Origin of the sequence: Salmonella sp. SJTUF14076 (assembly GCF_015534835.1) — a bacterium.
GTDB lineage: Bacteria > Pseudomonadota > Gammaproteobacteria > Enterobacterales > Enterobacteriaceae > Salmonella > Salmonella enterica.
This window is the reverse complement of the sequence record NZ_CP064674.1, coordinates 3,086,645-3,113,037: the sequence shown is the minus strand read 5'-3', so window position 1 is coordinate 3,113,037 and position 26,393 is coordinate 3,086,645. Positions and strand designations below refer to the sequence as shown.

Below are 26,393 nucleotides of genomic sequence, written 5' to 3'. Positions count from 1 at the left end.
CCAGACCCTCCTGAGGTCGCCAGGCTAAAAATGTGCAAAATGTGAGCGTCTACGCCTCAATTTTTCCCTTCTCGTTAGCCAATAATCTGCCAAAAATAGCGATAATTTTTTTTTATCGCCCGGCGAAAACGTCAGGGGCTGATTTTGCCAGGCGGCAGGGGATACGGGCTGGAAGCAGTTATCCACTATTCCTGTGGATAACCTTGTGTATTAGAGTTAGAAAACACAACGTAAGCGAGAGGCGACGCGGCCTGCGACTAAATTGGCGCGAAAGACGGCTTGAGAAAATATCCCTTTTCAGACAGCAAGTTATATAAAATCAATGGTTGTAAAGGAAGGGGGATACGTTGACATAAAACTTTCATCATCCGACTTGACAAATGTTAAAAAAGACTCTGGTCTGGGGATAACCAGCACACTGCTGGAATTTTACCCCGCGACTGTCTATGTTTTACCTCTAAATAGCGTGGGGCATCTGCCGATAGCCATTATACACTGGAGTGTTACTGTTTTTTCATCCAGTATTTTTTATTGGCAATATTCACCGTCGAGAGTAAAATTACATCCCTGCCCGCTCACTCCTTCAGGTAGCCGCTCATGAGTAAACCGTTCAAACTGAATTCCGCTTTTAAACCTTCTGGCGATCAGCCGGACGCTATACGTCGTCTGGAAGAGGGGCTGGAGGACGGGCTGGCGCATCAGACGTTATTGGGCGTGACCGGCTCCGGGAAGACATTCACCATCGCCAACGTCATTGCGGACTTGCAGCGGCCAACGATGGTGCTTGCGCCCAATAAAACCCTGGCGGCGCAGCTCTACGGCGAAATGAAAGAGTTTTTCCCGGAAAACGCGGTGGAGTATTTCGTCTCCTACTATGACTACTATCAGCCGGAAGCGTATGTGCCAAGTTCGGATACGTTTATCGAAAAAGACGCTTCGGTAAACGAGCATATTGAGCAGATGCGGTTGTCGGCAACGAAAGCGTTGCTAGAGCGACGCGATGTCGTGGTGGTGGCTTCCGTGTCCGCGATTTACGGTCTGGGCGATCCGGATCTCTACCTGAAAATGATGCTGCATCTGACGGTGGGAATGCTGATTGACCAGCGCGCGATTTTGCGTCGGCTGGCAGAATTGCAATACACCCGTAACGATCAAGCTTTTCAGCGTGGTACCTTTCGCGTGCGCGGCGAAGTGATCGACATCTTCCCGGCTGAATCTGACGACATCGCGCTACGCGTTGAGCTGTTTGATGAAGAAGTGGAACGCCTGTCGCTGTTCGACCCGTTAACCGGGCAGGTAGAGTCAACGGTGCCACGTTATACTATCTATCCCAAAACGCACTACGTAACGCCGCGCGAGCGTATTCTGCAGGCGATGGAAGAGATAAAAGATGAGCTGGCGGACAGGCGTAAGGTCTTGCTGGCGAATAATAAGCTGCTTGAAGAGCAGCGATTAAGCCAGCGCACGCAGTTCGATTTAGAGATGATGAACGAGCTGGGCTACTGCTCAGGCATTGAAAACTATTCCCGCTTTCTGTCGGGCCGCGGGCCGGGCGAACCGCCGCCAACCTTGTTCGATTATCTGCCCGCCGACGGACTGCTGGTGGTGGATGAGTCTCATGTCACCATCCCGCAGATAGGCGGCATGTACCGCGGCGACCGGGCGCGCAAAGAGACGCTGGTCGAGTATGGCTTCCGTCTGCCTTCGGCGCTGGATAACCGTCCGCTGAAGTTTGAGGAGTTTGAAGCCTTAGCGCCGCAAACTATCTATGTTTCCGCCACGCCCGGCAACTATGAGCTGGAAAAATCTGGTGATGAGGTGGTGGATCAGGTCGTGCGACCGACCGGGCTGCTGGACCCGATTATTGAAGTGCGTCCGGTGGCGACCCAGGTGGACGATCTGCTGTCCGAAATTCGTCAGCGTGCGGCCATTAATGAGCGTGTCCTTGTCACTACGCTCACCAAACGGATGGCGGAAGATTTGACCGAATATCTGGAAGAGCACGGCGAGCGCGTGCGTTACCTGCACTCAGATATTGATACCGTGGAGCGCATGGAAATCATCCGCGATTTGCGTCTGGGCGAGTTTGACGTTCTGGTGGGGATTAACCTGCTGCGCGAAGGGCTGGATATGCCGGAAGTCTCGCTGGTGGCGATTCTGGACGCCGATAAAGAGGGCTTCCTGCGCTCCGAGCGCTCCCTGATTCAGACCATAGGGCGCGCGGCGCGCAACGTTAACGGTAAAGCGATTCTGTATGGCGATAAAATCACGCCGTCGATGGCGAAGGCGATTGGCGAAACCGAGCGACGTCGCGAGAAGCAGCAGAAGTACAACGAAGAGCACGGTATCACTCCGCAGGGGCTGAACAAAAAAGTGGTCGACATCCTGGCGCTGGGGCAGAATATTGCGAAAACCAAAGCGAAGGGGAAAGGCAAGGGCCGTTCTACGGCAAAAGCCGGAATTGTCGAACTGGATATGACGCCGAAAGCGTTGCAGCAGAAAATTCATGAACTGGAAGGGCAAATGATGCAGCACGCGCAAAATCTGGAGTTTGAAGAAGCCGCGCAAATTCGCGACCAGTTGCACCAGTTACGCGAGTTGTTTATCGCGGCGTCCTGACAATGTGTCGATCGCCAGCGAGTCATCGTTACCATGGCTCGCTTTTGAGAATTTCAGTTCAATAGTAAGGGCTAAGTCAGTCAGGAATGAAAAACAGTGACAGGCTTTGACTAACGAGATTGTCGAAAAACTCAAACATCAATGGGGTAGCTAGTTTAATCACAACTGAAGAAAATTAGCGTTGAGGCTGAACCCAACGCTAATTTTCCCTCTCTCCTCGGCTATGAAAAAAAACGCCCCGTATTATCGGTATAGCTATCCTTATGATCGTCATTTTAATCTTATGTGAGTTCGTTGAAAGCGTGTCATGGCAACAGATAACATCATCCTACGTAAAAAAAGAGGTGATAGAAGCGTGAGCATTTATAAGTCAAGCGCTGCAAATACTGAATGATTTGTCCGAAATAATGACGACTGTGACCTCTTATTTAAAGTTGAGAATATCCTTATCTGTTACTTTAGGTTACGTTCAGATCAGGTAGGGAAAATATGTTTAATATTACTAATATACACTCTACGGCAAGGCATCAAAGTATTAGCAATGAGGCATCAACAGAGGTGCCTTTAAAAGAAGAGATATGGAATAAAATAAGTGCCTTTTTCTCTTCAGAACATCAGGTTGAAGCACAAAACTGCATCGCTTATCTTTGTCATCCACCTGAAACCGCCTCGCCAGAAGAGATCAAAAGCAAGTTTGAATGTTTAAGGATGTTAGCTTTCCCGGCGTATGCGGATAATATTCAGAGTAATAGAGGGGGGACAGACCAATACTGTATTTTGAGTGAAAATAGTCAGGAAATTCTGTCTATAGTTTTTAATACAGAGGGCTATACCGTTGAGGGAGGGGGAAAGTCAGTCACCTATACCCGTGTGACAGAAAGCGAGCAGGCGAGTAGCACTTCCGGCTCCAAAGATGCTGTGAATTATGAGTTAATCTGGTCTGAGTGGGTAAAAGAGGCGCCAGCGAAAGAGGCAGCAAATCGTGAAGAAGCCGTACAACGGATGCGTGACTGCCTGAAAAATAATAAGACGGAACTTCGTCTGAAAATATTAGGACTTACCACTATACCTGCCTATATTCCTGAGCAGATAACTACTCTGATACTCGATAACAATGAACTGAAAAGTTTGCCGGAAAATTTACAGGGAAATATAAAGACCCTGTATGCCAGCAGTAATCAGCTAACCAGTATCCCTGCCACGTTACCGGATACCATACAGGAAATGGAGCTGAGCATTAACCGTATTACTGAATTGCCGGAACGTTTGCCTTCAGCGCTTCAATCGCTGGATCTTTTCCATAATAAAATTAGTTGCTTACCTGAAAATCTACCTGAGGAACTTCGGTACCTGAGCGTTTATGATAACAGCATAAGGACACTGCCAGAACATCTTCCGTCAGGGATTACCCATTTGAATGTGCAGAGTAATTCGTTAACCGCTCTGCCTGAAACATTGCCACCGGGCCTGAAGAATCTGGAGGCCGGCGAAAATGCCTTAACCAGTCTGCCCGCATCGTTACCACCAGAATTACAGTTCCTGGATGTAAGTAAAAATCAGATTACTGTTCTGCCTGAAACACTACCTCCCACGATAACAACGCTGGACGTTTCCCGTAACGCATTGAGTAATCTACCGGAAAACCTCCCGGCGGCATTACAAATAATGCAGGCCTCTCGCAATCACCTGGTCCGTCTCCCGGAGTCGTTACCCCATTTTCGTGGTGAAGGACCTCAACCTACAAGAATAATCGTAGAATATAATCCTTTTTCAGAACGAACAATACAGAATATGCAGCGGCTAATGTCCTCTGTAGATTATCAGGGACCCCGGGTATTGTTTGCCATGGGCGACTTTTCAATTGTTCGGGTAACTCGACCACTGCATCAAGCTGTCCAGGGGTGGCTAACCAATCTCGAGGAGGAAGACGTCAACCAATGGCGGGCGTTTGAGACGGAAGTAAACGCGGCAGCCTTCAGCATGTTTCTGGATCGTCTTAGCGATACGCAGAACACCCGACACCCGGATTTTAAGGAACAAGTCTCCGCCTGGCTAATGCGCCTGGCTGAAGATAGCGCACTAAGAGAAACCGCATTTATTATAGCGATGGATGCAACGATAAGCTGTGAAGATCGGGTCACACTGGCATACCACCAAATGCAGGAAGCGACGTTGGTTCATGATGCTGAAAGAGGCGCCTTTGATAGCCACTTAGCGGAACTGATTATGGCGGGGCGTGAAATTTTTCGGCTGGAGCAAATAGAATCGCTCGCCAGAGAAAAGGTAAAACGGCTGTTTTTTATTGACGAAGTCGAAGTATTTCTGGGGTTTCAGAATCAGTTACGAGAGTCGCTGTCGCTGACAACAATGACCCGGGATATGCGATTTTATAACGTTTCGGGTATCACTGAGTCTGACCTGGACGAGGCGGAAATAAGGATAAAAATTGCTGAAAATAAGGATTTTCACAAATGGTTTGCGCTGTGGGGGCCGTGGCATAAAGTGCTGGAGCGCATAGCGCCAGAAGAGTGGCGTGAAAGGATGGCTAAAAGGGCTGAGTGTATTGAAACGGATGAGTATCAGAGCCGGGTCAATGCTGAACTGGAAGCCTTAAGAATAGCAGACGACTCTGACGCAGAGCGTACTACTGAGGTACAGATGGATGCAGAGCGTGCTATTGGGATAAAAATAATGGAAGAGATCAATCAGACCCTCTTTACTGAGATCATGGAGAATATATTGCTGAAAAAAGAGTTGAGCTCGCTCATGAGCGCCTACTGGCGATAGCTGAACGCAGTTTATCAGAAGGGGGAGAGAGCCTGTTTACCCTTCGGTGTAAACAGGCTTCTGATAAGCGCAGCGTCGTCGGTAAACGGGCTTAACCCAACGCCTGTAGCGCTTTTTCCAGCGCATTATGTAATAACTGACGATCGTGGCGATAGGGGATATCGCTGGCCTCCAGCACTTCCTGAATCACCAGCCGATCGTTCACCGCACTGACGTCAACTCGCGGCCCAACCACTACTGCGTCAATGACTTTTTTGCCAATATATTGCTCCATCATTGCCAGCTTATCGACCAGCGTTAAACTGGCGGCGGGCAGACTCAGTTCGCGACCCAGATTGCCGATATACACCATTGGCGCTGGGGTGCGCCGCAGCGCCTGCGCCAGTTCATCCAGCAGCAGGCAAGGCATCAGGCTGGTATAAAAACTGCCAGGGCCAATCAGAATCAGATCCGCGTCATTAATGGCCTGTACCGCTTCCCGCGTCGCCGGAACGTTTGGCGTTAACATGATCTCCTGCGGCGGAGTCGCTAACTGATCGATATTCACCTCGCCATAAATCTCATGCCCCTGATCGTCAATCGCCATCAGATCTACCGGTAGCTCCGACATCGGGATTAGCTGCGCGTCCACTTTAAGCAGATTACGAATTAAATTAATCGCTTCCAGAGGCCGCACGCTCAGGTGATCTAACGCCTTTAACATCAAATTTCCGAGGTTATGACCAGAAAGTTCGCCATTACCGCCAAAACGGTACTCAAACATAGCGGATGCGACGCTGGGTTCGGTAATTAACTGATTCAGACAGTTGCGCATATCGCCCCAGGCGATCCCGCCTTCCGAGCGGCGAATACGGCCAGTTGACCCTCCGTTATCTGTGGTAGTCACAATGCCGGTCAGGCGCGAACCTAATGAAGAAAGCGAGGAGAGGACGCGTCCTAATCCATGCCCTCCGCCGAGGGCAACGACACGATCAAGGTCAGCCAGCGTACGATTGCGCATAAAAATTCCTGAAGTCAAATAAGCAGCGCTACAGTAGCGCAAGTCGCGGGTTTTCAGCAATTAGCCGACCGGCTAAAAGACAATTAATTATTCCCGACTACCCCTTTATAGCGAGGGCGTTACCACGGCTAAATGATATATATCAATGTAAAAGTGTGATTTTCACGTATTCTGTCGCTAAATAGCACGATCATATCGCTATGTATATGTTTATATAGCGAAAGCGTGATGGCGAAATTGTCATTTACACGCTAGTATCGGCGTAACCACAGTAAACACTCTAGCCTCTGCACCTGGGTCATTTTTGATACGGTGCTTTGGCCGTGACAACGTTTAACGTTTGCCACCAGGGCGCAGGAAGAAATGACTCCGCCTCCCGTATTTGGAAAGGTGTACATGGCTTCACAACTTACCGATGCTTTCGCGCGTAAGTTTTACTACTTGCGTTTGTCGATTACCGATGTGTGCAACTTTCGTTGCACCTACTGTCTGCCGGATGGCTACAAACCTGGCGGCGTTACTAACAACGGTTTCCTTACCGTCGATGAAATTCGTCGCGTTACGCGCGCTTTTGCCAGTCTTGGCACGGAAAAGGTGCGTCTTACCGGCGGCGAGCCTTCATTACGCCGCGATTTTACCGACATCATTGCCGCCGTGGGTGAAAATGATGCTATTCGCCAGATCGCGGTGACCACTAACGGTTATCGACTGGCGCGCGATGCCGCGAACTGGCGCGAAGCGGGGCTGACGGGCGTCAATGTTAGCGTGGATAGTCTGGATGCGCGTCAGTTCCATGCGATTACCGGTCAGGACAAATTCCGCCAGGTGATGGCGGGCATCGATGCCGCCTTTGACGCCGGTTTCGAAAAGGTGAAAGTCAACACCGTGCTGATGCGCGACGTGAATCACCATCAGTTGGATACCTTCCTTGCCTGGATTCAGCCTCGCCCCATTCAGTTACGCTTCATTGAACTTATGGAGACGGGCGAGGGGAGCGATCTCTTCCGCAAACATCATATTTCGGGTCAGGTATTACGCGACGAGCTAATTAAGCGCGGTTGGATCCACCAGCTCCGCCAGCGTAGCGATGGCCCGGCGCAGGTTTTTTGTCATCCCGATTACGCCGGTGAGATCGGTCTCATTATGCCGTATGAAAAAGATTTCTGCGCCACCTGTAACCGCCTGCGTGTTTCGTCCGTCGGTAAGCTGCATTTATGTCTGTTTGGCGACGGCGGCGTAAGTTTACGCGACCTGTTACAGGATGATGCGCAGCAATACGCGCTTGAGGAACGTATTTCCGACGCGTTGCGGGAGAAAAAGCAGACCCATTTCCTTCACCAGAGCAATACTGGTATTACGCAAAATTTATCTTACATTGGCGGTTAATCCTTAATAAGGAGATTTCAGATGAGTCAGGTCAGCGCTGAATTTATCCCGACCCGCATCGCTATTCTTACTGTTTCCAGCCGACGCGGCGAAGAAGACGACACCTCCGGTCATTATCTGCGTGATTCGGCGCAGGAGGCCGGGCATGAAGTGGTGGCGAAAGCCATCGTTAAAGAGAACCGTTACGCGATTCGCGCCCAGGTTTCCGCCTGGATCGCCAGTGATGAGGTGCAGGTCGTATTGATAACTGGCGGGACCGGTTTGACCGAAGGCGATCAGGCGCCGGAAGCGCTGTTGCCGCTGTTCGATCGTGAAGTGGAAGGATTTGGCGAAGTGTTTCGCATGCTCTCGTTTGAAGAGATCGGCACCGCAACTCTGCAGTCGCGCGCGGTAGCTGGCGTGGCGAATAACACCTTGATTTTCGCCATGCCGGGCTCCACAAAAGCGTGCAGAACCGCATGGGAGAATATCATTGCGCCGCAGCTGGATGCCCGTACACGCCCATGTAATTTTCACCCTCATTTAAAGAAATAACGATGTCGCAATTAACCCATATAAACGCCGCAGGCGAAGCGCACATGGTGGACGTTTCCGCTAAAGCGGAAACCGTTCGTGAAGCGCGGGCGGAAGCATTCGTTACCATGCGTAGTGAAACGCTGGCGATGATTGTTGATGGCAAACACCACAAGGGCGATGTTTTCGCGACCGCCCGAATTGCCGGTATTCAGGCCGCTAAACGCACCTGGGAGCTGATCCCGCTGTGCCACCCGCTACTGCTAAGTAAAGTGGAGATTCAGCTTCAGGCCGAGCCGGAGCATAACCGTGTGCGTATTGAGTCGCTGTGCCGTCTGACCGGTAAAACCGGCGTCGAAATGGAAGCGTTAACCGCGGCGTCCGTCGCGGCGTTAACCATCTACGACATGTGTAAAGCGGTACAAAAAGATATGGTAATTGGTCCGGTGCGCCTGCTGGCGAAAAGCGGCGGCAAATCGGGGGATTTTAAGGTGGATGCGCATGATTAAGGTGCTTTTCTTCGCCCAGGTTCGCGAGCTTACAGGAACTGACGCGCTGGATCTTCCAGCCGATTTTTCCACCGTTGAGTCGCTGCGACAGCATCTGGCGACAAAGAGCGATCGTTGGGCGCTGGCGCTGGAAGACGGCAAGCTGTTGGCGGCGGTCAACCAGACGCTGGTAAGTTTTGACCATCCGCTGACGGCGGGCGATGAAGTGGCGTTTTTCCCGCCAGTCACGGGGGGCTAACATGCACGAAACGCGAATTGTAGTCGGCCCCGCGCCGTTTAGCGTCGGGGAGGAATATTCCTGGCTGGCGGCGCGCGACGAAGACGGCGCGGTCGTCACCTTTACCGGAAAAGTGCGCAATCATAACCTGGGCGATAGCGTTAAGGCGCTGACGCTGGAGCATTATCCCGGCATGACTGAGAAAGCTCTGGCGGAGATCGTCGTTGAGGCACGTTCCCGCTGGCCGCTGGGTCGGGTCACGGTGATTCATCGCGTTGGCGAATTATGGCCGGGCGATGAGATTGTGTTTGTCGGCGTCACCAGCGCGCACCGCAGTAGCGCGTTCGACGCCGGCCAGTTCATTATGGATTATCTGAAAACCCGTGCGCCGTTCTGGAAGCGTGAAGCCACGCCGGAAGGCGATCGCTGGGTCGAAGCGCGCGACAGCGACCAGCAGTCGGCGAAACGTTGGTAGCAGAATGTGATACGCTTTAGGGTATCATTTCCACACAGGAGTTCATCATGGACAGATTTCCACGATCTGATTCAATAGTGCAGGCGCGGTCCGGCCTGCAGACCTATATGGCGCAAGTGTATGGCTGGATGACGGTCGGACTGTTACTGACCGCGTTTATCGCGTGGTATGCGGCTAATACGCCAGCCGTCATGATGTTTGTCTTTTCCAGTAAGATCACCTTCTTTGGCTTAATTATTGCCCAGCTTGCGCTGGTGTTTGTTCTGTCGGGACTGGTGCATAAACTTAGCGCCGGAATGGCGACGACGCTGTTTATGCTCTATTCGGCGCTAACTGGATTGACGTTATCCAGTATTTTTATCGTTTACACCTACTCCTCTATCGCCAGCACGTTTGTGGTGACGGGGGGAATGTTTGGCGCCATGAGCCTGTACGGGTACACCACTAAACGCGATCTTAGCGGTTTCGGCAATATGCTGTTTATGGCGCTTATTGGTATCGTTCTGGCGTCGCTGGTCAATTTCTGGCTGAAGAGTGAAGCGCTGATGTGGGCGGTAACCTATATCGGGGTGGTGGTGTTTGTCGGTCTGACGGCCTATGACACGCAGAAACTGAAAAATATCGGCGAGCAAATAGATACCCGCGATAGCGCTAATCTACGTAAATATTCGATTCTCGGCGCGTTAACGCTGTACCTGGACTTTATCAACCTGTTTCTGATGTTACTGCGTATTTTTGGCAATCGCCGCTAATTATAGCGATCTCTTAAAATCCTGGCCCTGCGCCAGGATTTTTTTTAGGACTATATTTAGGGCGAAACAGCATAAACATCTTAGAAATATTTTCCTGCGCTTGCCATTCTTATCACCGTGATCATGTGAAGAGTGATAAATGACAGGTGGGACCTCTGGCTGCAATACGTATACGGCAAATAGCATTTATTCCCGCGACAATGTTATCCCTTACCTATTGGTATACTGCGTTGGGACTATGGTGTACCGCCGGCATTATATGGTTAACGTTGTATACTCATTTTTTGATAACCCACGTTCAACCTGTTGTTGTTTTGTGGATATCAGCACTTTTGCTTGGTCTGGGGTATGGGGCCATTACCTGCCTTTCCCGCTTTGGCACTGTTGTCGCAACGTTGATATATATTGCCATCATTACGCTTACCGGCGTGTCATTAGCTTACCTTTTCTCAGGTGGCGCGACCATTTTCGTGATTGTTGGAATCATGTTTAGTCTTAATGCCTTATTTATTTTCTACCTGAATATCAGTTCTGGTCTATTCAGGCCGTTAATTTTTATGGCGGTAAGCGGGATCATCGCTGCGATAGTTGTCAATAGCCTGGTGGCCAGTAGCACTCTGGTCTGGATAGTCAGTGTGCTGACGGTATTAGTATGGACATTGATTACAGCACTAGAAAAATCGACACTTCATGGTTATGCCCGCATGTTATACCACAGCGAGTTTTCATCCCTGTCTCGTTGCGCTTTATTTGGCGCGCTGACGCTTTACCTTGGTATTATTAATGCTGTGGTTACGCTGTGTCGTTATATCATTTTGATGATTCTGGAAATACTATTATCTTTCAGGCCGTAGGCGTTGCAGGTTTTTTATTCAGGTTGGTGATGATGGGTATAATAAGTAAATTATGTGGCAAACAATTTTGGTTAGCGTTTTGTGAAGCTAAAGACGTCACTCGCGCCATTAAAAATGGCGGCGAGGATTTTAATAAGAAATGCCCACCAGCGCTGATTTCTCATTTTATTAACGGATTGTCATGGGAACATGAGCGGGGTCATTATTTACCGCTATGCGCTATTACTGGCCATTATTTCCGTTACGTTGGCAACGTTCTGTACCCTGTCATCAGTATTCATGGGCGAGTTTCACGAAGTGCTCCTGCTGCTGTTTAGCTGGTCATTGCTGCTTTTTTCCCGCTTACAGATGAATACGTCTTTTTTCTCAGCATATGTTTATTTTTACCGGATAAAACGCGTTGTGCTGGAAAGCGAAAACGCGTCTGCTTAAATTTATTTCGCCATCGCCCGCTCGTTTTTCGCCCGCAGCTTCTTCGCCCGGCTCTCCAGGATCAGATAGCACACCAGCGCCAGCAACAGGGGAATAAAATAGTAAAGCACGCGGTATGCGAGCAGGGCGGCGATAATCGTGCCTTGCGACGTATGTTCGCCCGCCAGCAACGCAAGGAATACGGCCTCCAGCACGCCGATGCCTGCCGGAATATGCACGATGACGCCCGCGATACTGCTCACCAGCAGTACGCCCAGCACAAAGAAATAGTTCACATCCTGACCCATCAGCAGCCAGATGATGGCGCCCATCGCCATCCAGTTCGCGCTGGAGATCGCCATCTGCGCCAGTGCGAATTTCCATGACGGCAGCACCAGTTTCTGCCCTTTAATCGTCATATGCCGCCGCTTCGCAAAGGCGCAAAACCACAGATAGACCGCGATAATCAACAATAAAACGATACCGAGAATACGTAGCGTGCCTTCATCGATATACCAGTGGTCGGGAAGCTGGACAATGCCGAAGGTAAAAATGATGCCGCCAAGCAGAATATAGCCCAGCCAGTTAGTGGTAATGCTGAGTGAGAAAATACGCGTGATAGTACTGCCGGGCAACCCGAGGCGAGAGTACAGTCGGTAACGCATCCCGATCCCGCCGACCCAGGTGCTGAGCGTCAGGTTAAAGGCATAGCAGACGAACGATACCAACATCACCTGTCGCTTCGCCAGTTTATGGCCGCAATAAAGCCGTCCAAGCAGGTCGTAGCAGCCGTACAGAAGATAGCTAACGATCACCAGTCCCACAGCGCTTAAAAGCGCCGTGCGGTTATAGTCGCGGATGACGGTCCAGACATCGCCCCAGTCGACCTTTTTAGCATAAACCACCAGCAGAACGACGACCGCAATAAAAAACAGCCAGGTCAGCACTTTTTTAGCCAGCCGCCAGCGCGGATGCGATTTAGCCATTAGGGCTTCACTCCTGTATTTTCTGGATCAACGCGATCCTGGGTTTCCATTTCCGGCTGGGCAGGCGGGGGAACCTGCGCCAGATGCGGGGTATGCGCAGGTAGCCAGCCGACCAGCGCCGGGAAATGACGTAAAAAGTGGAACGCCAGCACGCTTTTGGTCAGGTTCCACCAGGTACGTTTCGGCAGCATAGACTCATCGACCTGCTTACAATCATTCACGATGATGCCTTGTAAGTTATCGCGCAGGGTCTGGTTAAAAGTACGATCGTGAATGATCAGGTTAGCTTCAAGGTTAAGCGACAGGCTGAGCGGATCGAGATTACTCGACCCTACCGTGGCCCAGTGATCGTCCATCAGCGCCACTTTGCCATGCAGCGGACGGCGTCGGTATTCATAAACCTGCACGCCGCCCTTCACCAGATAGTTATAGAGCAACCGCGCGCCGACTTTGACTATCGGCATGTCTGGTTCCCCCTGGACAATCAGTTTTACGCTCACGCCACGGCGGGCGGCTTTACGCATTGCGTGGAGCAAGCGATAGCCGGGGAAAAAATAGGCGTTAGCGATAATCACTTCACGCTTTGCCTGGGTCAGCATTTTCAGATAATGACGTTCGATATCGTCGCGGTGCTCTTCATTATCCCGCCAGACAAACAGCGCCTGCGCTTCGCCGGGGTGACGGTTTTCTTCGGCCTGATGATGGCGCTTCCACCAGCGGCGCGCGGGGCTTTGCCCCGGCAGATTCTCGACTTCGAATTGCAGGATATCGGCCACTACAGGCCCTTCGACCCGTACCGCGTAGTCTTGTTTCGCCTGCGGGCCGTAATCCGACATATGTTCGGCGGAGTAGTTAATGCCGCCGACAAAAGCAATACGATCATCAATCACCACAATTTTGCGGTGCATTCGGCGGAAGATATTGGTTCGCAACCCCAGTAGACGCGGGCGGGGATCGTAATAGCGAAAAATCACGCCCGCCGAGGTTAATTCGCCGACAAACGCGTCGCTGAGATCGGGAGAGCCGTAGCCGTCGAGTAATACTTCGGCTTTTACGCCGCGCTGTGCAGCTTTTAGCAGAGCTGCATGGAGTTTTTTACCCACCTCATCTTCAAACAAGATAAAGGTTTCCAGAATGATTTTTTGCTGTGCCTGAGCGATAGCCTCAAACACGGCAGGATAGAACTGGTCGCCGTTTTCCAGTAGCTGAATTTGATTACCTTCACGCCAGCCGCATTTCATAGATGGATCTCCGCGCTAAGGGGGGCATGGTCTGATAAATGTCGCCAGTTCCGCAGCGGTAGCGCCGTAGGAGAACTGGCGTTCGCATTCTTGACGTAAATACGATCGAGTCGCAGCAGCGGCATACTCACCGGGAATGTGCGCGCCGGTCGGCCATGGGCACGGGTGAATATCTCCTCCAGCCCGGCCGCGTTTAACGGCGGGCCGGCCTTTTGCCGCCAGTCATTAAAGTCTCCGGCCACCAGCACCGGTTCTGATTCCGGCAAGGCATTCACCCATCCCGCCAGCATGGTTAACTGTGCCTGGCGGTGGCTCTCCCGCAGGCCGAGATGTACGCACATGACGTGGATAGGGCGGTTGAGCATGGGCGGCGTAATGCGGCAATAGAGCACGCCGCGTTTTTCGCTACCGCCGACCGAGACGTCGCGATTTTCATAATGTTCAATGGGATAGCGAGAAAGAACCGCGTTACCGTGGTGGCCTTCCGGATAGACCGCATTGCGGCCATAGGCGAAATCGCTCCACATGGTGTCGGCCAAAAATTCATAGTGGGTAGTGTCCGGCCAGTTTTCGATATGCAGCGGATGTACTTCGTGCGCGCCCATCACTTCTTGCAGACAGACGATATCGGCGCCGACCGTTCTGACGGCGTCGCGCAGCTCCGGCAGGATGAAGCGTTTATTAAAGGCGGTAAAACCTTTGTGCGTATTAATTGTGAGCACTTTGAATGAAAAATTTCGCGTGTGTTGAGTCATTTTCTTCCTGTCCGCGTCACTATCCTGATTGAAATAGTGTAGTCGTCGTCACAAAAAGATGCGGTCTTACGGAATTTTCCGTAAAGTTCGGTACTCTGAATAATGAGAGAAAAATGCTTCAGGAGAAAAGCCATGAAGTGGCAACAACGCGTTCGTGTCGCAACCGGCCTCGGTTGTTGGCAGATTATGTTGCATTTACTGGTAGTGGCGATGCTGGTAATAGGCTGGATGAGCGGCACATTAGTGCGCGTCGGCCTGGGATTATGCGTGCTTTATGGCGTGACGGTACTATTGATGCTGGCGTTGCAGCGCCATCATGAGCAGCGCTGGCGCGATGTGGCGGATGTGCTGGAAGAGCTGACTACCACCTGGTACTTCGGCACCGCGCTGATTGTCCTCTGGCTGCTATCCCGCGTCTTGCAAAACAATGTTTTACTGGCGCTGGCGGGGCTGGCTATCCTGGCCGGGCCCGCCGTGGTCTCGCTACTGGCGAAAGATAAAAAGCTACATCACTTTGCGTCTAAACATCGCATACGCCGCTGAACCCGTGGTGGCCGCTATCACCAGTAGCGGCCACAAACTTCCCCAGACAATCCCCAGACTCGCGTCCTTAAGATAAATTTGCTTAGTAATATCAGTAAAGTGGCGGATAGGGTTTATCCACGTCAGGTTTTGCAGCCAGACCGGCATATTTTCCACCGGCGAGACATAACCCGAGAGCAAAATCGCCGGCATCATAAAGACAAAGACGCCGATAAACGCCTGCTGTTGCGTGGCGCAAAGTGCTGATATCAGCAAGCCAAAGCCTACCAGCGACAGCCCGTAAATCACCATCGTGAAATAAAACAGCGCTAACGAACCGGCGAAGGGAATTTGGTATGCCCAAATGCCGATAGCCAGCACGATCGTGGCCTGGAAGGTCGCGACAATCAGCGCCGGCACCGCTTTGCCGACGAAAATCTGCCAGGTGGTGAGCGGAGAGACCAGCAGCTGATCCAGAGTGCCTTGTTCACGCTCGCGGGCGACGGACAGCGAAGTGACGATCATCACGCCAATAGTGGTGATCATGGCGATCAGCGAGGGCACCACAAACCACTTGTAGTCCAGATTCGGGTTATACCAGTTGCGTACCACCAGTTCGCTATTGTTGGGCTTTGGCTTGCCGTCCATCAATGTCTGCTGATACTCCTTGACGATCTGTTGCAGATAATTGGCGGCGATTTGCGCGCTGTTGGAGTTACGTCCATCAAGAATGAGTTGCATCGGCGCTGGCTGGAAGGTATCCAGATTCCGCGAGAAATCCGCCGGGAAGCGCACCAGCAGCAGCGCTTTTTGCGTATCGATAGTCGGCTGGATCTCCTGCGGACTGTTCAGCAATAGCACATGGGTAAACGCTTTCGCGCGGGCAAAGCGCTGGGTAAGTTCTACCGAATGTTTGCCATTATCTTCGTTATAGATGGCGATAGTCGCGTTAGTGACTTCAAGCGTCGCGGCGAACGGAAACAGGATGACCTGAATCAGCACCGGCAGAATCAGGATCGCGCGCGTTTGCGGTTCGCGTAAAAGCGATTGCAGTTCTTTGCGAATTAACGTCCATAAGCGATGAAACATGTCCGTCCTCTCAGTCCAGTTTGTAGGCCTGATAAGCAAAGCGCATCAGGCATAATGCCGGATGGCGGCGTGAACGCCTTATCCGGCCTACGACGACAATTATCCATACACATATTTAATCCAGTCGTCGTTTGGTTTTTAGCCACGTCAGGCCAATAAACATCACCGCCGAGGCGATTAAAAACAGTACGTTAACGCCTAACACGACCGGAATATTGCCGGCCAGAAACAGACTTTGCAGGGTGCTAACAAAATAGCGCGCCGGAATAATATAGGTCACCGCGCGGATCACCGCAGGCATACTGTCTATCTGGAAGATAAACCCGGACAGCATAATCGAGGGTAAAAAGGCGGCGTTCAGCGCCACCTGCGCGGCGTTAAACTGGTTGCGAGTGATGGTGGAAATCAACAGCCCCATCCCCAGCGTACTCAGTAAAAACAGACTGGTGATGATAAACAGAATCACCAGCGAACCGCGATACGGCACGCCGAGAATAAACACCGATACCAGCATACAGAGCAGCATCGCCAGCATACCGAGAAAGTAATAGGGAATAAGCTTACACAGCAGCAGTTCAACACGCGTCACTTCGGTTGAGAGCAGCGCCTCCATCGTGCCGCGCTCCCATTCGCGGGCAACGACCAGCGAGGTGAGGATTGCGCCAATTACCGTCATGATAATGGTCACCGCCCCGGGAATGATAAAATGCTGACTGATCGCCGCCGGGTTAAACCAGTAGCGCGTCTGGACGTCGATAAGCGGTTCAAAGGTGTCGCCGCGATCTTCCGCCCGCTGCTGTTGCCAGATTTGCCAGATGCCTTCAACATAACCCTGAACGAAGTTGGCGGTGTTTGGCTCGCTGCCGTCGGTAATCACCTGAATTGGCGCGCTGTCACCGTCGCGCGCCATTTGCTGCGCGAAATCCACCGGAATCACCACCAGTCCGCGAATGCGTCCGGCCTGCATTTTTTCAATTAATTCATGGCGGTTATCGCTAATGGTCGCGTCGATATAGGGTGAGCCGGTCATCGCATGAGTGAAATCCAGCGCCTCCTGGCTTTGTTGTTCAAGCAGAATCCCCACCCGCAGCTTGCTGGAGTCGAGGTTAATACCGTAACCAAAAATAAACAGCAACAGCAGCGGGATCACCACCGCAATCAGCCAGCTACTGGGATCGCGCACGATCTGGCGCGTCTCTTTGACGCACAACGCACGCACGCGGCGCCAGGAGAGAGACTTACTCATGCGTATGCTCCTTATCCCAGTCATTGATGAGAGTGATAAAGGCCTGCTCCATCGTCGGATCGGCCTGTTGCTCATCGGCGGCCTGCGCTTTGAGATCGTCCGGCGTACCGCTGGCGATAAGCTTCCCGCGATAAACCAGTCCGATGCGATCGCAATATTCCGCCTCATCCATAAAGTGGGTCGTCACCATTACCGTGACCCCTTTTTCCACCATGCTATTAATATGCAGCCAAAATTCACGGCGGGTGAGGGGATCAACCCCGGACGTTGGTTCATCAAGGAATAAAATATCCGGTTCGTGCATCAGCGAGCAGGCCAGCGCCAGTCGCTGTTTAAAGCCCAGCGGCAGCGCATCGGTGGGATGCGACGCGATGCTTTTCAGACCAAACGCTTCACTCATGCGCTGAATTTTTTCATTTTGCGCGCGGCCCCGCAGACCGTAGACGCCGGAGAAAAAACGCAGGTTCTGCTCAACCGTCAGGTTGCCGTAAAGCGAAAATTTTTGCGCCATATAGCCCAGATGCTGACGGGCTTTGCCGGAGCTGACTTTCAGGTCCATATCCAGCACCAGCGCCTTGCCGGACGTCGGCACCAGCAGGCCGCACATCATTTTAAAGGTGGTTGATTTACCCGCGCCGTTCGGGCCGAGCAGGCCAAAAATCTCGCCGCGCTGTACGACGAAATTAACATGGTCCGTGGCCGCGAAATCGCCAAATTTTTTCGTCAGTTCCTGCGCTTCAATCACCGTTTCGCCGGCAGTGCCTTCAACCGTATGCAGGATTGAACCCAGCGGAGACTCCGAGGTTCCCGCTCCGCCAAGCAGATCGATAAACGCATCTTCGAAACGCGGCGCGGTCTCATTGAGGGTGATTTCCGGCATTCCTTCGGCCTGACGAATATCTGCTGCGGTCGCCTCTTTTTTCAGGATCAGGCGTACCGAACGTCCCTGAATCATGCCGTCGCTCACCTGCGGCAGTCTGAGCGCTCTCTGTAGTAACTTACGGTTGTTTTCCTGTGGACTGCTCATCAGAAAGCTACGACCGGCCATCGTTTGCGTCAGCGCTTTAGGTTCGCCCTGATAGAGCAGCTCGCCTTCATTCATCAGCAGCACATCGCGGCACTGTTCGGCTTCGTCGAGGTAGGAGGTGCTCCAGAGGATTAGCATCCCGTCGCCCGCCAGCTCGTGGACCATCTGCCACAACTCGCGCCGTGAAATCGGGTCAACGCCAACGCCCGGTTCATCCAACAGCAGCACTTTCGGTTCGCCGACCAGCGTACAGGCCAGCCCCAGTTTTTGCTTCATCCCGCCGGACAATTTCCCCGCCAGACGGCCAGTGAAAGGGCCGAGGGCGGTAAATTCCAACAAACGGGCAAAGGTCTTTTCCCGTATCTCGCCGGTAACGCTGCGTAAATCGGCATAGAGATTAAGGTTCTCCATGACGGTAAGATCTTCATACAGACCGAATTTCTGCGGCATATAGCCCAGAACCGCGTGCAGCTCGCTGTCGTTTTGTATCGGGTCGAAGCCCAATACGGACGCGCTGCCGCCATCGGCTTTGAGCAGGCCCGCCAGCATACGCATCAGCGTGGTTTTTCCTGCGCCGTCCGGCCCTACCAGCCCGGTGACATAACCGGAATGAATGGTACAGTCGAGCGGCGCGACGGCGGGTTTATCCATTCCCGCAAAGCGCTTCGTCAGACCGTGCAGCGTAATAACGGCCTCACTCATGCCGTACCTCGTCATTAAATTTCACCGTGACTGGCATCCCCTGGCGTAACGCATCGTCCGCATCGGTGACGATAATGCGCAGGCGATAGACAAGATCGGTACGCAGATCCGGCGTTTCGACGGTTTTCGGCGTAAATTCCGCGGTGGGCGAAACGAAACCAATCTTGCCGTGGTAAGGTTTGTCAGGACGACCGTCGGTATACAACAGAATGTCGCGCCCCGGTTGCGTCTGACTGAGGTTGCGTTCATCAACATAGGCGCGCACCCAGACGGGGCGGGTCAGCGAGAGTGTTAATACCGTGCTGCCGGCGTTCAGCATACTACCAGGCTCGACCGCGCGGGTGAGCAAGGTTCCGTTGGCAGGCGCGATAAGCGTGGTGTCCTGCAAATCAAGCTGCGCCTGCGCCAGTTGGGCCTTTGCCTGTTCCAGACTGGCTTTCGCCTGGGCGATATCCTGTTCACGATTACCGGTACGGTACTGGCTCAGTTTATCCTGCGCGGACTTCAGCGTCGCCTGCGCCTGATCGCGCGATGAGCGGGCGTTTTCCAGATCGTTAGCGGAAATGGTGCGGCTTTTCCACAATCCTTGCTGACGGTTATAAAAGTTTTGTGCGTAGTCATAGGCGGCTTGCGCCTGTCTGACGGCGGCGGCGGCCTGGGCTATCTCTTCATCGCGATAGCCTGCCAGCATCAAATCATATTGCGCCTGCGCGACCGACACGCCAGCTTTCGCCTGCATTAGCGCGTTTTCGTATGGCGCGTGATCCAGTTCGCCGAGCACCTGTCCGGCTTTGATAGTATCGCCTTCATCAACATTCAGCGACGCCAGCCTGCCGCCGACGCGAAAGCTAATATTGACGGTACGGATATCGACATTACCGTATAGCGTCAGCCCATCGTCCTGCCGACTTTGATACCACCAGGTTCCACCGGCAATCACAGCGACGATCGCTGCGATTACCAGTCCGATAACGACAGGTTTTTTCATCAGTCCAGACTCCTTTGCGTTAAACCGTGCAGAATAAGATCGATGTGGCAGGTTACCGTCTGGTAAATCAGCGCCGCTTTTTCTTCATCAAACTGCGGCCAGCCGGTACGTAACAGAATAGTTTCTTTGCCGAGACGAAACGCCAGCACTTCGCCCAGTAAGGCATGGGTATGCAAAATCATGCGCGTATCATTGGCGTCGCAGCCGGTATAAGCGGCAACCAATCTTGTCAGATAGGTGTGCAACGGATCGATAACCTGTTCATGGACCAATTGATAGGCCGATGTGGGAGAGAGCTGCTCGCGTGAAATAAATTTGCTCAGGTTAACGGTGTCTTCCTGCGTCAGCAGCATAATCATGTTCTTGCAGGCGAGCAGAATGAGCTCGCGTATGGCGTCCCGGTCAGGGGCAGGCTGGCTAAACAGACGTTCCGCTTTTTCAGCATGGGGGCGAAATTTTTCGCCAAGAAAATCAGCAATCCACTGGGCGCAGGCGAGGTATAAATCCTCTTTTGAGCCGAAATAGTAAGTAATAGCGGCAATATTTTGCCCCGCCAGCGCGGCGATATCGCGCGTGGTGGCATGGAGGCCATACTCGCCAAACTGCGCCAGCGCGGCGGCAATGAGCTGACTTTTCGCCTGCTCGCCCTTGGTGGTCGTGGTGGGGATATTCATCACACGCCCTAATTATTAATCAATCGATTGATTAAGATTATGACTCATAATGGCACTTGTCCAGTGTGGTCGATTAATTTGTCTTTGCCACCTTTCGGGATAATTTATGCGCCGCATCACAAAAACTGCTACACTCCGCCCCTTCATGACATTGTGGTTTTTGTCATTCCAAATTTGAGCATCTCCCTGAAAACTACACCGGTAACGGTCGGGGCGGTCCGGAGTAGTTATGTCTTTTGATTCCCTAGGATTAAACCCTGATATCCTGCGCGCCATTGCCGAGCAGGGTTACCGTGAACCTACCCCTATTCAGCAACAGGCGATTCCCGCCGTGCTGGAAGGCCGCGATCTGATGGCCAGCGCCCAGACCGGAACCGGTAAAACGGCGGGTTTTACCCTGCCATTGTTGCAGCATCTGATTACCCATCAGCCGCATGCTAAAGGTCGTCGCCCGGTGCGCGCGTTGATCCTCACTCCAACCCGCGAGCTGGCGGCGCAAATTGGCGAAAACGTCAGAGATTACAGTAAATATCTCAATATTCGCTCGCTGGTGGTATTTGGCGGCGTAAGCATCAATCCGCAGATGATGAAACTGCGCGGTGGCGTGGATGTGCTGGTGGCGACGCCGGGACGTCTGCTTGACCTGGAACATCAAAATGCCGTGAAGCTGGATCAGATTGAGATTCTGGTACTGGATGAAGCCGACCGTATGCTGGATATGGGCTTCATTCACGACATTCGTCGCGTGCTGGCGAAACTGCCGGCGAAGCGTCAGAATCTGCTGTTCTCCGCCACGTTCTCCGACGACATCAAAGCGCTCGCCGAAAAGCTGTTGCGCAATCCGCTGGAAATCGAAGTGGCGCGCCGCAACACGGCCTCAGAGCAGGTGACGCAGCACGTGCACTTTGTCGATAAAAAACGTAAGCGCGAACTGCTGTCACAAATGATTGGCCAGGGCAACTGGCAGCAGGTGTTGGTCTTCACCCGCACCAAGCATGGCGCGAACCATCTGGCGGAACAGCTTAATAAAGACGGTATTCGCAGCGCGGCGATCCACGGTAATAAATCGCAGGGCGCACGTACCCGCGCGCTGGCCGATTTTAAATCCGGCGATATTCGCGTGCTGGTAGCGACGGATATTGCGGCGCGTGGTCTGGATATTGAAGAGCTGCCGCACGTGGTCAACTATGAACTGCCGAACGTGCCGGAAGATTATGTACACCGTATTGGCCGTACCGGTCGCGCGGCGGCAACTGGCGAGGCGCTGTCGCTGGTCTGTGTTGACGAGCATAAACTGTTGCGTGATATCGAAAAATTGCTGAAAAAAGAGATCCCACGCATTACGACGCCGGGCTATGAGCCCGACCCGTCGATTAAAGCGGAGCCGATTCAGAATGGCCGTCAGCAGCGCGGCGGCGGCGGTCGTGGACGCGGACAAAATCAGGGGGGAGCGGGGCGCAGTCAGCAGCCGCGACGTCAGGATAGCGGGGCGGCGAAGGCGAAACCAAAACCGCGCACAGGCGAGGGGAAACCCGCTGGCGACAAAGCACGTCCACCGCGTCGCCCGCGCAGAATCACGCCTGCCCAGTAAATTTTATCCGGCAACATGCCGGTGGCGCGACGCTTACCGGGCCTACGGACTATGCAAATACGTAGGCCGGGTAAGGTGCTTGCACCGCCATCCGGCAAAATACACATCGCGTTGCGAGCCGCCTTCCAGAACCGGCAAAAAAGGTACTTCCCGCCCCTGAAATGTGACACAATAGTGGCTGTTTATACAGTACTTCAGGTTTTCTCATGGCATTGACCGCTGCGCTGAAAGCGCAAATCGCCGCCTGGTATAAGGCGCTTCAGGACCAGATTCCCGACTTTATTCCCCGTGCGCCGCAGCGGCAGATGATTGCTGACGTCGCCAGAACGCTGGCCGGGGAAGAAGGGAGACATCTGGCTATTGAAGCGCCGACCGGCGTCGGGAAAACCCTCTCCTATCTTATTCCCGGTATCGCCATTGCCCGGGAAGAGCAAAAAACACTGGTGGTCAGTACCGCTAACGTGGCGTTACAGGATCAGATCTTTAGCAAAGATTTGCCGCTGCTACGAAAAATCATCCCCGATCTGCGCTTTACCGCCGCCTTTGGCCGCGGGCGTTACGTGTGTCCGCGAAATCTGGCGGCGCTCGCCAGTAGCGAGCCTACGCAGCAGGATCTGCTCGCCTTTCTTGATGACGAACTGACGCCTAACAACCAGGAAGAGCAAAAGCGCTGCGCCAGGCTGAAAGGGGATCTTGACGGTTACAAATGGGATGGTCTGCGGGATCATACCGACATTGCTATTGACGACGATCTGTGGCGGCGATTAAGTACCGATAAAGCCAGTTGTCTGAACCGCAACTGTCACTATTACCGCGAATGTCCATTCTTTGTCGCCCGACGTGAAATACAGGAAGCGGAAGTCGTGGTGGCGAATCACGCGCTAGTAATGGCGGCGATGGAAAGTGAAGCCGTACTGCCGGAACCAAAGCATCTGCTGTTGGTACTGGATGAAGGTCATCATCTGCCCGATGTCGCTCGCGATGCGCTGGAGATGAGCGCGGAAATTACCGCCTCCTGGTATCGCTTGCAACTGGACCTGTTCAGCAAACTGGTGGCGACCTGCATGGAGCAATTTCGCCCTAAGACCACGCCGCCGTTAGCGAATCCTGAGCGACTTAACGCCCATTGCGAGGAGGTGTACGAACTGATCGCCTCGCTCAATGCCATTCTTAATCTGTATATGCCCGCAGCGCAGGAGGCGGAGCACCGTTTTGCAATGGGCGAGTTGCCTGATGAGGTCATGGAAATCTGCCAGCGACTGGCGAAGCTGACCGAGACGTTGCGTGGGCTGGCGGAATCCTTTCTCAACGATCTCAGCGAAAAAACCGGGTCGCACGATATTGTGCGTTTGCATCGGGTGATTTTACAGATGAACCGGGCGCTGGGAATGTTCGAGGCGCAAAGTAAATTATGGCGACTGGCTTCGATGGCACAGTCTTCAGGCGCGCCGGTGTCCAAATGGGCGACGCGTGAAATACGCGAAGGGCAACTCCACGTCTGGTTCCATTGTGTCGGTATCCGCGTCAGCGAGCAGCTGGAAAGATTGTTATGGCGCAGCGTACCGCACATTATTGTCACCTCGGCGACACTGCGCTCGCTCAATAGCTTTTCGCGCCTGCAGGAAATGAGCGGCTTAAAAGAAAAAGCCGGCGACCGCTTTGTGGCGCTGGATTCGCCGTTTAATCATGTGGAACAGGGGAAACTGGTGATTCCTCAAATGCGCTACGAACCCACTATTGATAACGAAGAGCAGCATATTGCCGAAATGGCAGCCTATTTTCGCGAGCAACTGGAGAGCAAAAAACATCATGGTATGCTGGTACTGTTCGCCAGCGGGCGGGCGATGCAGCGTTTTCTGGAGCATGTCGCTGATGTGCGCTTACTCCTCCTGGTCCAGGGCGACCAGCCGCGTTACCGGCTGGTGGAGCTGCACCGTAAACGGGTGGAGAGCGGCGAACGCAGCGTGCTGGTTGGGCTTCAGTCTTTTGCCGAAGGGCTGGATCTTAAAGGCGAGCTACTGACGCAGGTCCATATCCATAAAATTGCCTTCCCGCCGATCGACAGCCCGGTCGTGATCACCGAAGGCGAATGGCTAAAAAGCCTGAATCGTTATCCGTTTGAGGTACAAAGTTTACCAAGCGCGTCTTTTAATTTAATTCAGCAGGTAGGGCGATTGATCCGTAGCCACGCCTGTCGGGGAGAAGTGGTCATTTATGATAAGCGGTTGTTGACCAAAAACTACGGACAGCGTTTACTGAATGCCTTACCTGTTTTTCCGATAGAGCAGCCTGCCGTGCCAGACGTTATAGTAAAACCAAAAGCAAAACCTGCACGCCGCCGACGGCGTTAATGCTGTGAGCACACTTCAAGGAGCTTTCAATGGATTATCGCAAGATCATCAAAGAGATCGGGCGAGGTAAAAATCACGCCCGCGATCTGGATCTGGATACCGCGCGCGGTTTGTATACCCGAATGCTGAATGGCGACGTCCCCGACCTGGAAATGGGCAGTATATTGATGGCGCTGCGTATTAAAGGCGAAGGCGAAGCCGAAATGCTGGGCTTTTATGAGGCCATGCAGAATCATGCCATCAAACTGACACCGCCCGCAGATAGGCCGTTGCCGGTCGTTATTCCCAGCTATAACGGCGCGCGTAAACAGGCGAATTTAACGCCGTTGCTGGCTATCCTGCTGCATAAATTGGGCTTTCCAGTTGTAGTACACGGCGTCAGTGAAGATCCGACCCGCGTACTGACGGAAACAATATTTGAGCTGATGGGGATTGTGCCCACCCTACACGGCGGACAAGCGCAGGCCAAACTGGACGGGCGCCAGCCGGTGTTTATCCCGGTGAGCGCGCTCTGCCCGCCGCTGGAAAAACAACTGGCGATGCGCTGGCGGATGGGCGTGCGTAACAGCGCGCATTCACTGGCCAAGCTGGCGACGCCATTTGCTGAGGATGCCGCGCTGCGTTTATCAAGCGTTTCTCATCCTGAATATGTTCCGCGTGTGGCGACCTTTTTTAGCCGCATTGGCGGGCGGGCTTTGCTGATGCATGGTACCGAAGGCGAAGTCTATGCCAACCCGCAACGCTGTCCGCAAATTAGCCTGATTGATAGCCGCGGCGTGCAGGTACTGCATAAGCGCCAGAGCGACACGTACGACGAGCCGCTTTCACTGCCTGCGACTAAAGATCCTGAAATCACCGCGCGCTGGATTGAGCGCTGCCTTGCCGGCCACGAGCCGGTGCCGCAATCATTAAAAACGCAAATGGCCTGTTGTCTGGTTGCGACGGGAGAGGCGGCGACGTTAGAAGACGGGCTTGCGCGCGTCGAACAGGCTTTTAGCGAATAAAAAAAGCCCGTCCAGTGGCGGACGGGCAAATAAGGGTAACAAACAGGGTTAATGAGGGTTGGAGCAGTGGGTCTGTTAGCAAACAGACGAGGGTAATACCCGTCAGAATTCAAACAACAGCGATGTTACAGCCTGAAATCTGGCGGGCAGGTAAATTATTTATAAATCACCGCAGTGCCGCTCATTTTGTCATTACCTACGGCGGAGGTGATGTTATAAGCGCTTGCGCCAGCAGCGGCGGCTTTTTCAGCCAGTTTAGCTTCCAGGCCATCCAGCGTGGTGGCGCCATCGGCAGACACTACGCCGATTTTATGCAGGTTTTGCGTCTGAGACGCGCTAACCGGTTCTGCGGCAAAAGCGCCAAAAGAAAGGGTGGAAAGCGCGATGGCTGCAACAGCATATTTAATGGTTTTCATGATTAATCTCTCGCAGGTTATTCTGTTTATGAGACGATGTTCCGTCGATGTGATGAGTATCACGGTTTTTTGCGAAAGATAAAATCGAATAGAATTGACGGCCTTGCTCAAAATTTTTGAATGACAAATAACCTATTGATTATTAATTAATTCAACAGTGGAATTTACCGTTCTTGTCATCTGGCTTTACAGAGTCGAGGTTAACGGCACATTCTGCGACGCAGAACGCTAAAAAGCATGAGCGTAAAGGAATGGTTAATACTGGCGGTTTCGGTAAA

Annotated in this window: 23 protein-coding genes, 3 pseudogenes and 1 riboswitch; of the genes and pseudogenes, 16 read left to right on the top strand and 10 right to left on the bottom strand. The window is 52.7% G+C overall.

What is annotated here, in order from left to right; genetic code table 11:
- Positions 1-597 precede the first annotated feature (597 nt).
- From uvrB to slrP, 3 genes and pseudogenes are all read left to right on the top strand, one after another.
- Complete coding sequence (gene uvrB / locus HU143_RS15180; protein ID WP_000042502.1) at positions 598-2,619, top strand: excinuclease ABC subunit UvrB; 2,022 nt, start codon at positions 598-600, stop codon at positions 2,617-2,619.
- Positions 2,620-2,926: 307 nt separating this feature from the next.
- Positions 2,927-3,101: pseudogene (locus tag HU143_RS24590) on the top strand (hypothetical protein).
- Between the two features lie 7 nt (positions 3,102-3,108).
- Positions 3,109-5,406: an SPI-1 type III secretion system effector E3 ubiquitin transferase SlrP gene (slrP, locus tag HU143_RS15175; protein WP_023227194.1), complete on the top strand. Its 2,298-nt coding sequence runs from the start codon at positions 3,109-3,111 to the stop codon at positions 5,404-5,406.
- A 91-nt stretch (positions 5,407-5,497) separates the two neighbouring features.
- Here slrP and yvcK read toward each other — a convergent pair whose 3' ends face one another.
- Complete coding sequence (gene yvcK, locus HU143_RS15170) at positions 5,498-6,406, bottom strand: uridine diphosphate-N-acetylglucosamine-binding protein YvcK (RefSeq protein ID WP_001246033.1); 909 nt, start codon at positions 6,404-6,406, stop codon at positions 5,498-5,500.
- A gap of 264 nt (positions 6,407-6,670) precedes the next feature.
- Positions 6,671-6,815, top strand: a riboswitch (molybdenum cofactor riboswitch).
- On the opposite strand from yvcK, the gene moaA reads away from it, so the two are divergent.
- The 9 genes and pseudogenes from moaA to HU143_RS15130 all read left to right on the top strand — a co-directional run.
- On the top strand, positions 6,803-7,792 hold the full coding sequence (gene moaA / locus HU143_RS15165; RefSeq protein WP_000168180.1) for a GTP 3',8-cyclase MoaA: 990 nt from the start codon (positions 6,803-6,805) through the stop codon (positions 7,790-7,792). Its footprint overlaps the riboswitch before it by 13 nt.
- Positions 7,793-7,813: 21 nt before the next feature.
- A complete protein-coding gene (gene moaB, locus HU143_RS15160; protein ID WP_000084604.1) occupies positions 7,814-8,326 on the top strand; it encodes a molybdenum cofactor biosynthesis protein B in 513 nt (170 codons plus the stop codon).
- A 2-nt stretch (positions 8,327-8,328) separates the two neighbouring features.
- A complete protein-coding gene (gene moaC, locus HU143_RS15155) occupies positions 8,329-8,814 on the top strand; it encodes a cyclic pyranopterin monophosphate synthase MoaC (RefSeq protein ID WP_000080894.1) in 486 nt (161 codons plus the stop codon).
- On the top strand, positions 8,807-9,052 hold the full coding sequence (moaD, locus tag HU143_RS15150) for a molybdopterin synthase sulfur carrier subunit (RefSeq protein ID WP_000598596.1): 246 nt from the start codon (positions 8,807-8,809) through the stop codon (positions 9,050-9,052). The genes moaC and moaD overlap by 8 nt, the downstream gene beginning before the upstream one ends.
- Before the next feature lies 1 nt (position 9,053).
- Positions 9,054-9,506 carry a molybdopterin synthase catalytic subunit MoaE gene (gene moaE, locus HU143_RS15145; RefSeq protein WP_023195573.1) on the top strand — a complete coding sequence of 151 codons (453 nt, stop codon included), beginning with the start codon at positions 9,054-9,056 and terminating at the stop codon, positions 9,504-9,506.
- A 47-nt stretch (positions 9,507-9,553) separates the two neighbouring features.
- Complete coding sequence (locus HU143_RS15140; protein ID WP_000373611.1) at positions 9,554-10,258, top strand: Bax inhibitor-1 family protein; 705 nt, start codon at positions 9,554-9,556, stop codon at positions 10,256-10,258.
- 146 nt (positions 10,259-10,404) lie between these two features.
- The gene (locus tag HU143_RS15135) at positions 10,405-11,112 is read left to right on the top strand and encodes a Bax inhibitor-1 family protein (protein WP_023227193.1); all 708 of its coding nucleotides are present in this window, start codon (positions 10,405-10,407) and stop codon (positions 11,110-11,112) included.
- A gap of 23 nt (positions 11,113-11,135) precedes the next feature.
- Positions 11,136-11,369, top strand: a pseudogene (locus HU143_RS24585) (hypothetical protein); the annotation flags it as partial.
- Positions 11,296-11,544: pseudogene (locus HU143_RS15130) on the top strand (hypothetical protein); the annotation flags it as partial. The pseudogenes HU143_RS24585 and HU143_RS15130, both read left to right, overlap by 74 nt.
- Positions 11,545-11,546: 2 nt before the next feature.
- Here the strand turns inward: HU143_RS15130 and HU143_RS15125 are convergent.
- From HU143_RS15125 to HU143_RS15115, 3 genes are read right to left on the bottom strand one after another with little or no spacing between them, the layout of a single operon-like run.
- Positions 11,547-12,509: a lysylphosphatidylglycerol synthase transmembrane domain-containing protein gene (locus tag HU143_RS15125; RefSeq protein ID WP_001129817.1), complete on the bottom strand. Its 963-nt coding sequence runs from the start codon at positions 12,507-12,509 to the stop codon at positions 11,547-11,549.
- The gene (gene clsB / locus HU143_RS15120) at positions 12,509-13,750 is read right to left on the bottom strand and encodes a cardiolipin synthase ClsB (RefSeq protein ID WP_000649639.1); all 1,242 of its coding nucleotides are present in this window, start codon (positions 13,748-13,750) and stop codon (positions 12,509-12,511) included. The genes HU143_RS15125 and clsB overlap by 1 nt, the downstream gene beginning before the upstream one ends.
- Positions 13,747-14,505: an endonuclease/exonuclease/phosphatase family protein gene (locus tag HU143_RS15115; RefSeq protein ID WP_000192039.1), complete on the bottom strand. Its 759-nt coding sequence runs from the start codon at positions 14,503-14,505 to the stop codon at positions 13,747-13,749. Before HU143_RS15115 ends, clsB begins: the two co-directional genes overlap by 4 nt.
- Before the next feature lie 132 nt (positions 14,506-14,637).
- Here HU143_RS15115 and HU143_RS15110 point away from each other — a divergent pair, with 132 nt between their 5' ends.
- Positions 14,638-15,048 carry a YbhQ family protein gene (locus tag HU143_RS15110; RefSeq protein ID WP_000871970.1) on the top strand — a complete coding sequence of 137 codons (411 nt, stop codon included), beginning with the start codon at positions 14,638-14,640 and terminating at the stop codon, positions 15,046-15,048.
- On the opposite strand, the gene HU143_RS15105 is transcribed toward HU143_RS15110, so the two are convergent.
- The 5 genes from HU143_RS15105 to cecR form a co-directional block, all read right to left on the bottom strand.
- Entirely contained in the window at positions 15,010-16,116 is a 1,107-nt protein-coding gene (locus HU143_RS15105) for an ABC transporter permease (protein WP_000469048.1), read from the bottom strand. The genes HU143_RS15110 and HU143_RS15105 overlap by 39 nt on opposite strands.
- Positions 16,117-16,231: 115 nt before the next feature.
- Complete coding sequence (locus HU143_RS15100; protein ID WP_000045765.1) at positions 16,232-17,362, bottom strand: ABC transporter permease; 1,131 nt, start codon at positions 17,360-17,362, stop codon at positions 16,232-16,234.
- Positions 17,355-19,091: an ATP-binding cassette domain-containing protein gene (locus tag HU143_RS15095; protein ID WP_001287616.1), complete on the bottom strand. Its 1,737-nt coding sequence runs from the start codon at positions 19,089-19,091 to the stop codon at positions 17,355-17,357. Before HU143_RS15095 ends, HU143_RS15100 begins: the two co-directional genes overlap by 8 nt.
- Positions 19,084-20,079: a secretion protein HlyD gene (gene hlyD / locus HU143_RS15090; RefSeq protein ID WP_023227192.1), complete on the bottom strand. Its 996-nt coding sequence runs from the start codon at positions 20,077-20,079 to the stop codon at positions 19,084-19,086. The genes HU143_RS15095 and hlyD overlap by 8 nt, the downstream gene beginning before the upstream one ends.
- Positions 20,079-20,753, bottom strand: a complete 675-nt coding sequence (cecR, locus tag HU143_RS15085) for a transcriptional regulator CecR (protein WP_023227191.1) — start codon at positions 20,751-20,753, stop codon at positions 20,079-20,081. Before cecR ends, hlyD begins: the two co-directional genes overlap by 1 nt.
- 229 nt (positions 20,754-20,982) lie before the next feature.
- On the opposite strand from cecR, the gene rhlE reads away from it, so the two are divergent.
- The 3 genes from rhlE (at position 20,983) to ybiB (ending at position 25,699) form a co-directional block, all read left to right on the top strand.
- On the top strand, positions 20,983-22,344 hold the full coding sequence (gene rhlE / locus HU143_RS15080) for an ATP-dependent RNA helicase RhlE (RefSeq protein ID WP_000007065.1): 1,362 nt from the start codon (positions 20,983-20,985) through the stop codon (positions 22,342-22,344).
- A gap of 206 nt (positions 22,345-22,550) precedes the next feature.
- On the top strand, positions 22,551-24,695 hold the full coding sequence (dinG, locus tag HU143_RS15075) for an ATP-dependent DNA helicase DinG (RefSeq protein WP_001218637.1): 2,145 nt from the start codon (positions 22,551-22,553) through the stop codon (positions 24,693-24,695).
- Positions 24,696-24,724: 29 nt separating this feature from the next.
- Entirely contained in the window at positions 24,725-25,699 is a 975-nt protein-coding gene (gene ybiB, locus HU143_RS15070; RefSeq protein WP_023227190.1) for a DNA-binding protein YbiB, read from the top strand.
- A 155-nt stretch (positions 25,700-25,854) separates the two neighbouring features.
- Here the strand turns inward: ybiB and ybiJ are convergent, their stop codons facing one another.
- A complete protein-coding gene (gene ybiJ, locus HU143_RS15065) occupies positions 25,855-26,115 on the bottom strand; it encodes a DUF1471 family protein YbiJ (RefSeq protein WP_000849089.1) in 261 nt (86 codons plus the stop codon).
- Positions 26,116-26,393 lie beyond the last annotated feature (278 nt).

What these genes read in the sequence shown, in the direction of transcription:
- uvrB (WP_000042502.1), top strand. Translation starts at nt 598, where the DNA reads ATGAGTAAACCGTTCAAACTGAATTCCGCTTTTAAACCTTCTGGCGAT.
- slrP (WP_023227194.1), top strand. Translation starts at nt 3,109, where the DNA reads ATGTTTAATATTACTAATATACACTCTACGGCAAGGCATCAAAGTATT.
- yvcK (WP_001246033.1), bottom strand. Translation starts at nt 6,406, where the DNA reads ATGCGCAATCGTACGCTGGCTGACCTTGATCGTGTCGTTGCCCTCGGC.
- moaA (WP_000168180.1), top strand. Translation starts at nt 6,803, where the DNA reads ATGGCTTCACAACTTACCGATGCTTTCGCGCGTAAGTTTTACTACTTG.
- moaB (WP_000084604.1), top strand. Translation starts at nt 7,814, where the DNA reads ATGAGTCAGGTCAGCGCTGAATTTATCCCGACCCGCATCGCTATTCTT.
- moaC (WP_000080894.1), top strand. Translation starts at nt 8,329, where the DNA reads ATGTCGCAATTAACCCATATAAACGCCGCAGGCGAAGCGCACATGGTG.
- moaD (WP_000598596.1), top strand. Translation starts at nt 8,807, where the DNA reads ATGATTAAGGTGCTTTTCTTCGCCCAGGTTCGCGAGCTTACAGGAACT.
- moaE (WP_023195573.1), top strand. Translation starts at nt 9,054, where the DNA reads ATGCACGAAACGCGAATTGTAGTCGGCCCCGCGCCGTTTAGCGTCGGG.
- HU143_RS15140 (WP_000373611.1), top strand. Translation starts at nt 9,554, where the DNA reads ATGGACAGATTTCCACGATCTGATTCAATAGTGCAGGCGCGGTCCGGC.
- HU143_RS15125 (WP_001129817.1), bottom strand. Translation starts at nt 12,509, where the DNA reads ATGGCTAAATCGCATCCGCGCTGGCGGCTGGCTAAAAAAGTGCTGACC.
- clsB (WP_000649639.1), bottom strand. Translation starts at nt 13,750, where the DNA reads ATGAAATGCGGCTGGCGTGAAGGTAATCAAATTCAGCTACTGGAAAAC.
- HU143_RS15115 (WP_000192039.1), bottom strand. Translation starts at nt 14,505, where the DNA reads ATGACTCAACACACGCGAAATTTTTCATTCAAAGTGCTCACAATTAAT.
- HU143_RS15110 (WP_000871970.1), top strand. Translation starts at nt 14,638, where the DNA reads ATGAAGTGGCAACAACGCGTTCGTGTCGCAACCGGCCTCGGTTGTTGG.
- HU143_RS15105 (WP_000469048.1), bottom strand. Translation starts at nt 16,116, where the DNA reads ATGTTTCATCGCTTATGGACGTTAATTCGCAAAGAACTGCAATCGCTT.
- HU143_RS15100 (WP_000045765.1), bottom strand. Translation starts at nt 17,362, where the DNA reads ATGAGTAAGTCTCTCTCCTGGCGCCGCGTGCGTGCGTTGTGCGTCAAA.
- HU143_RS15095 (WP_001287616.1), bottom strand. Translation starts at nt 19,091, where the DNA reads ATGAGTGAGGCCGTTATTACGCTGCACGGTCTGACGAAGCGCTTTGCG.
- hlyD (WP_023227192.1), bottom strand. Translation starts at nt 20,079, where the DNA reads ATGAAAAAACCTGTCGTTATCGGACTGGTAATCGCAGCGATCGTCGCT.
- cecR (WP_023227191.1), bottom strand. Translation starts at nt 20,753, where the DNA reads ATGAATATCCCCACCACGACCACCAAGGGCGAGCAGGCGAAAAGTCAG.
- rhlE (WP_000007065.1), top strand. Translation starts at nt 20,983, where the DNA reads ATGTCTTTTGATTCCCTAGGATTAAACCCTGATATCCTGCGCGCCATT.
- dinG (WP_001218637.1), top strand. Translation starts at nt 22,551, where the DNA reads ATGGCATTGACCGCTGCGCTGAAAGCGCAAATCGCCGCCTGGTATAAG.
- ybiB (WP_023227190.1), top strand. Translation starts at nt 24,725, where the DNA reads ATGGATTATCGCAAGATCATCAAAGAGATCGGGCGAGGTAAAAATCAC.
- ybiJ (WP_000849089.1), bottom strand. Translation starts at nt 26,115, where the DNA reads ATGAAAACCATTAAATATGCTGTTGCAGCCATCGCGCTTTCCACCCTT.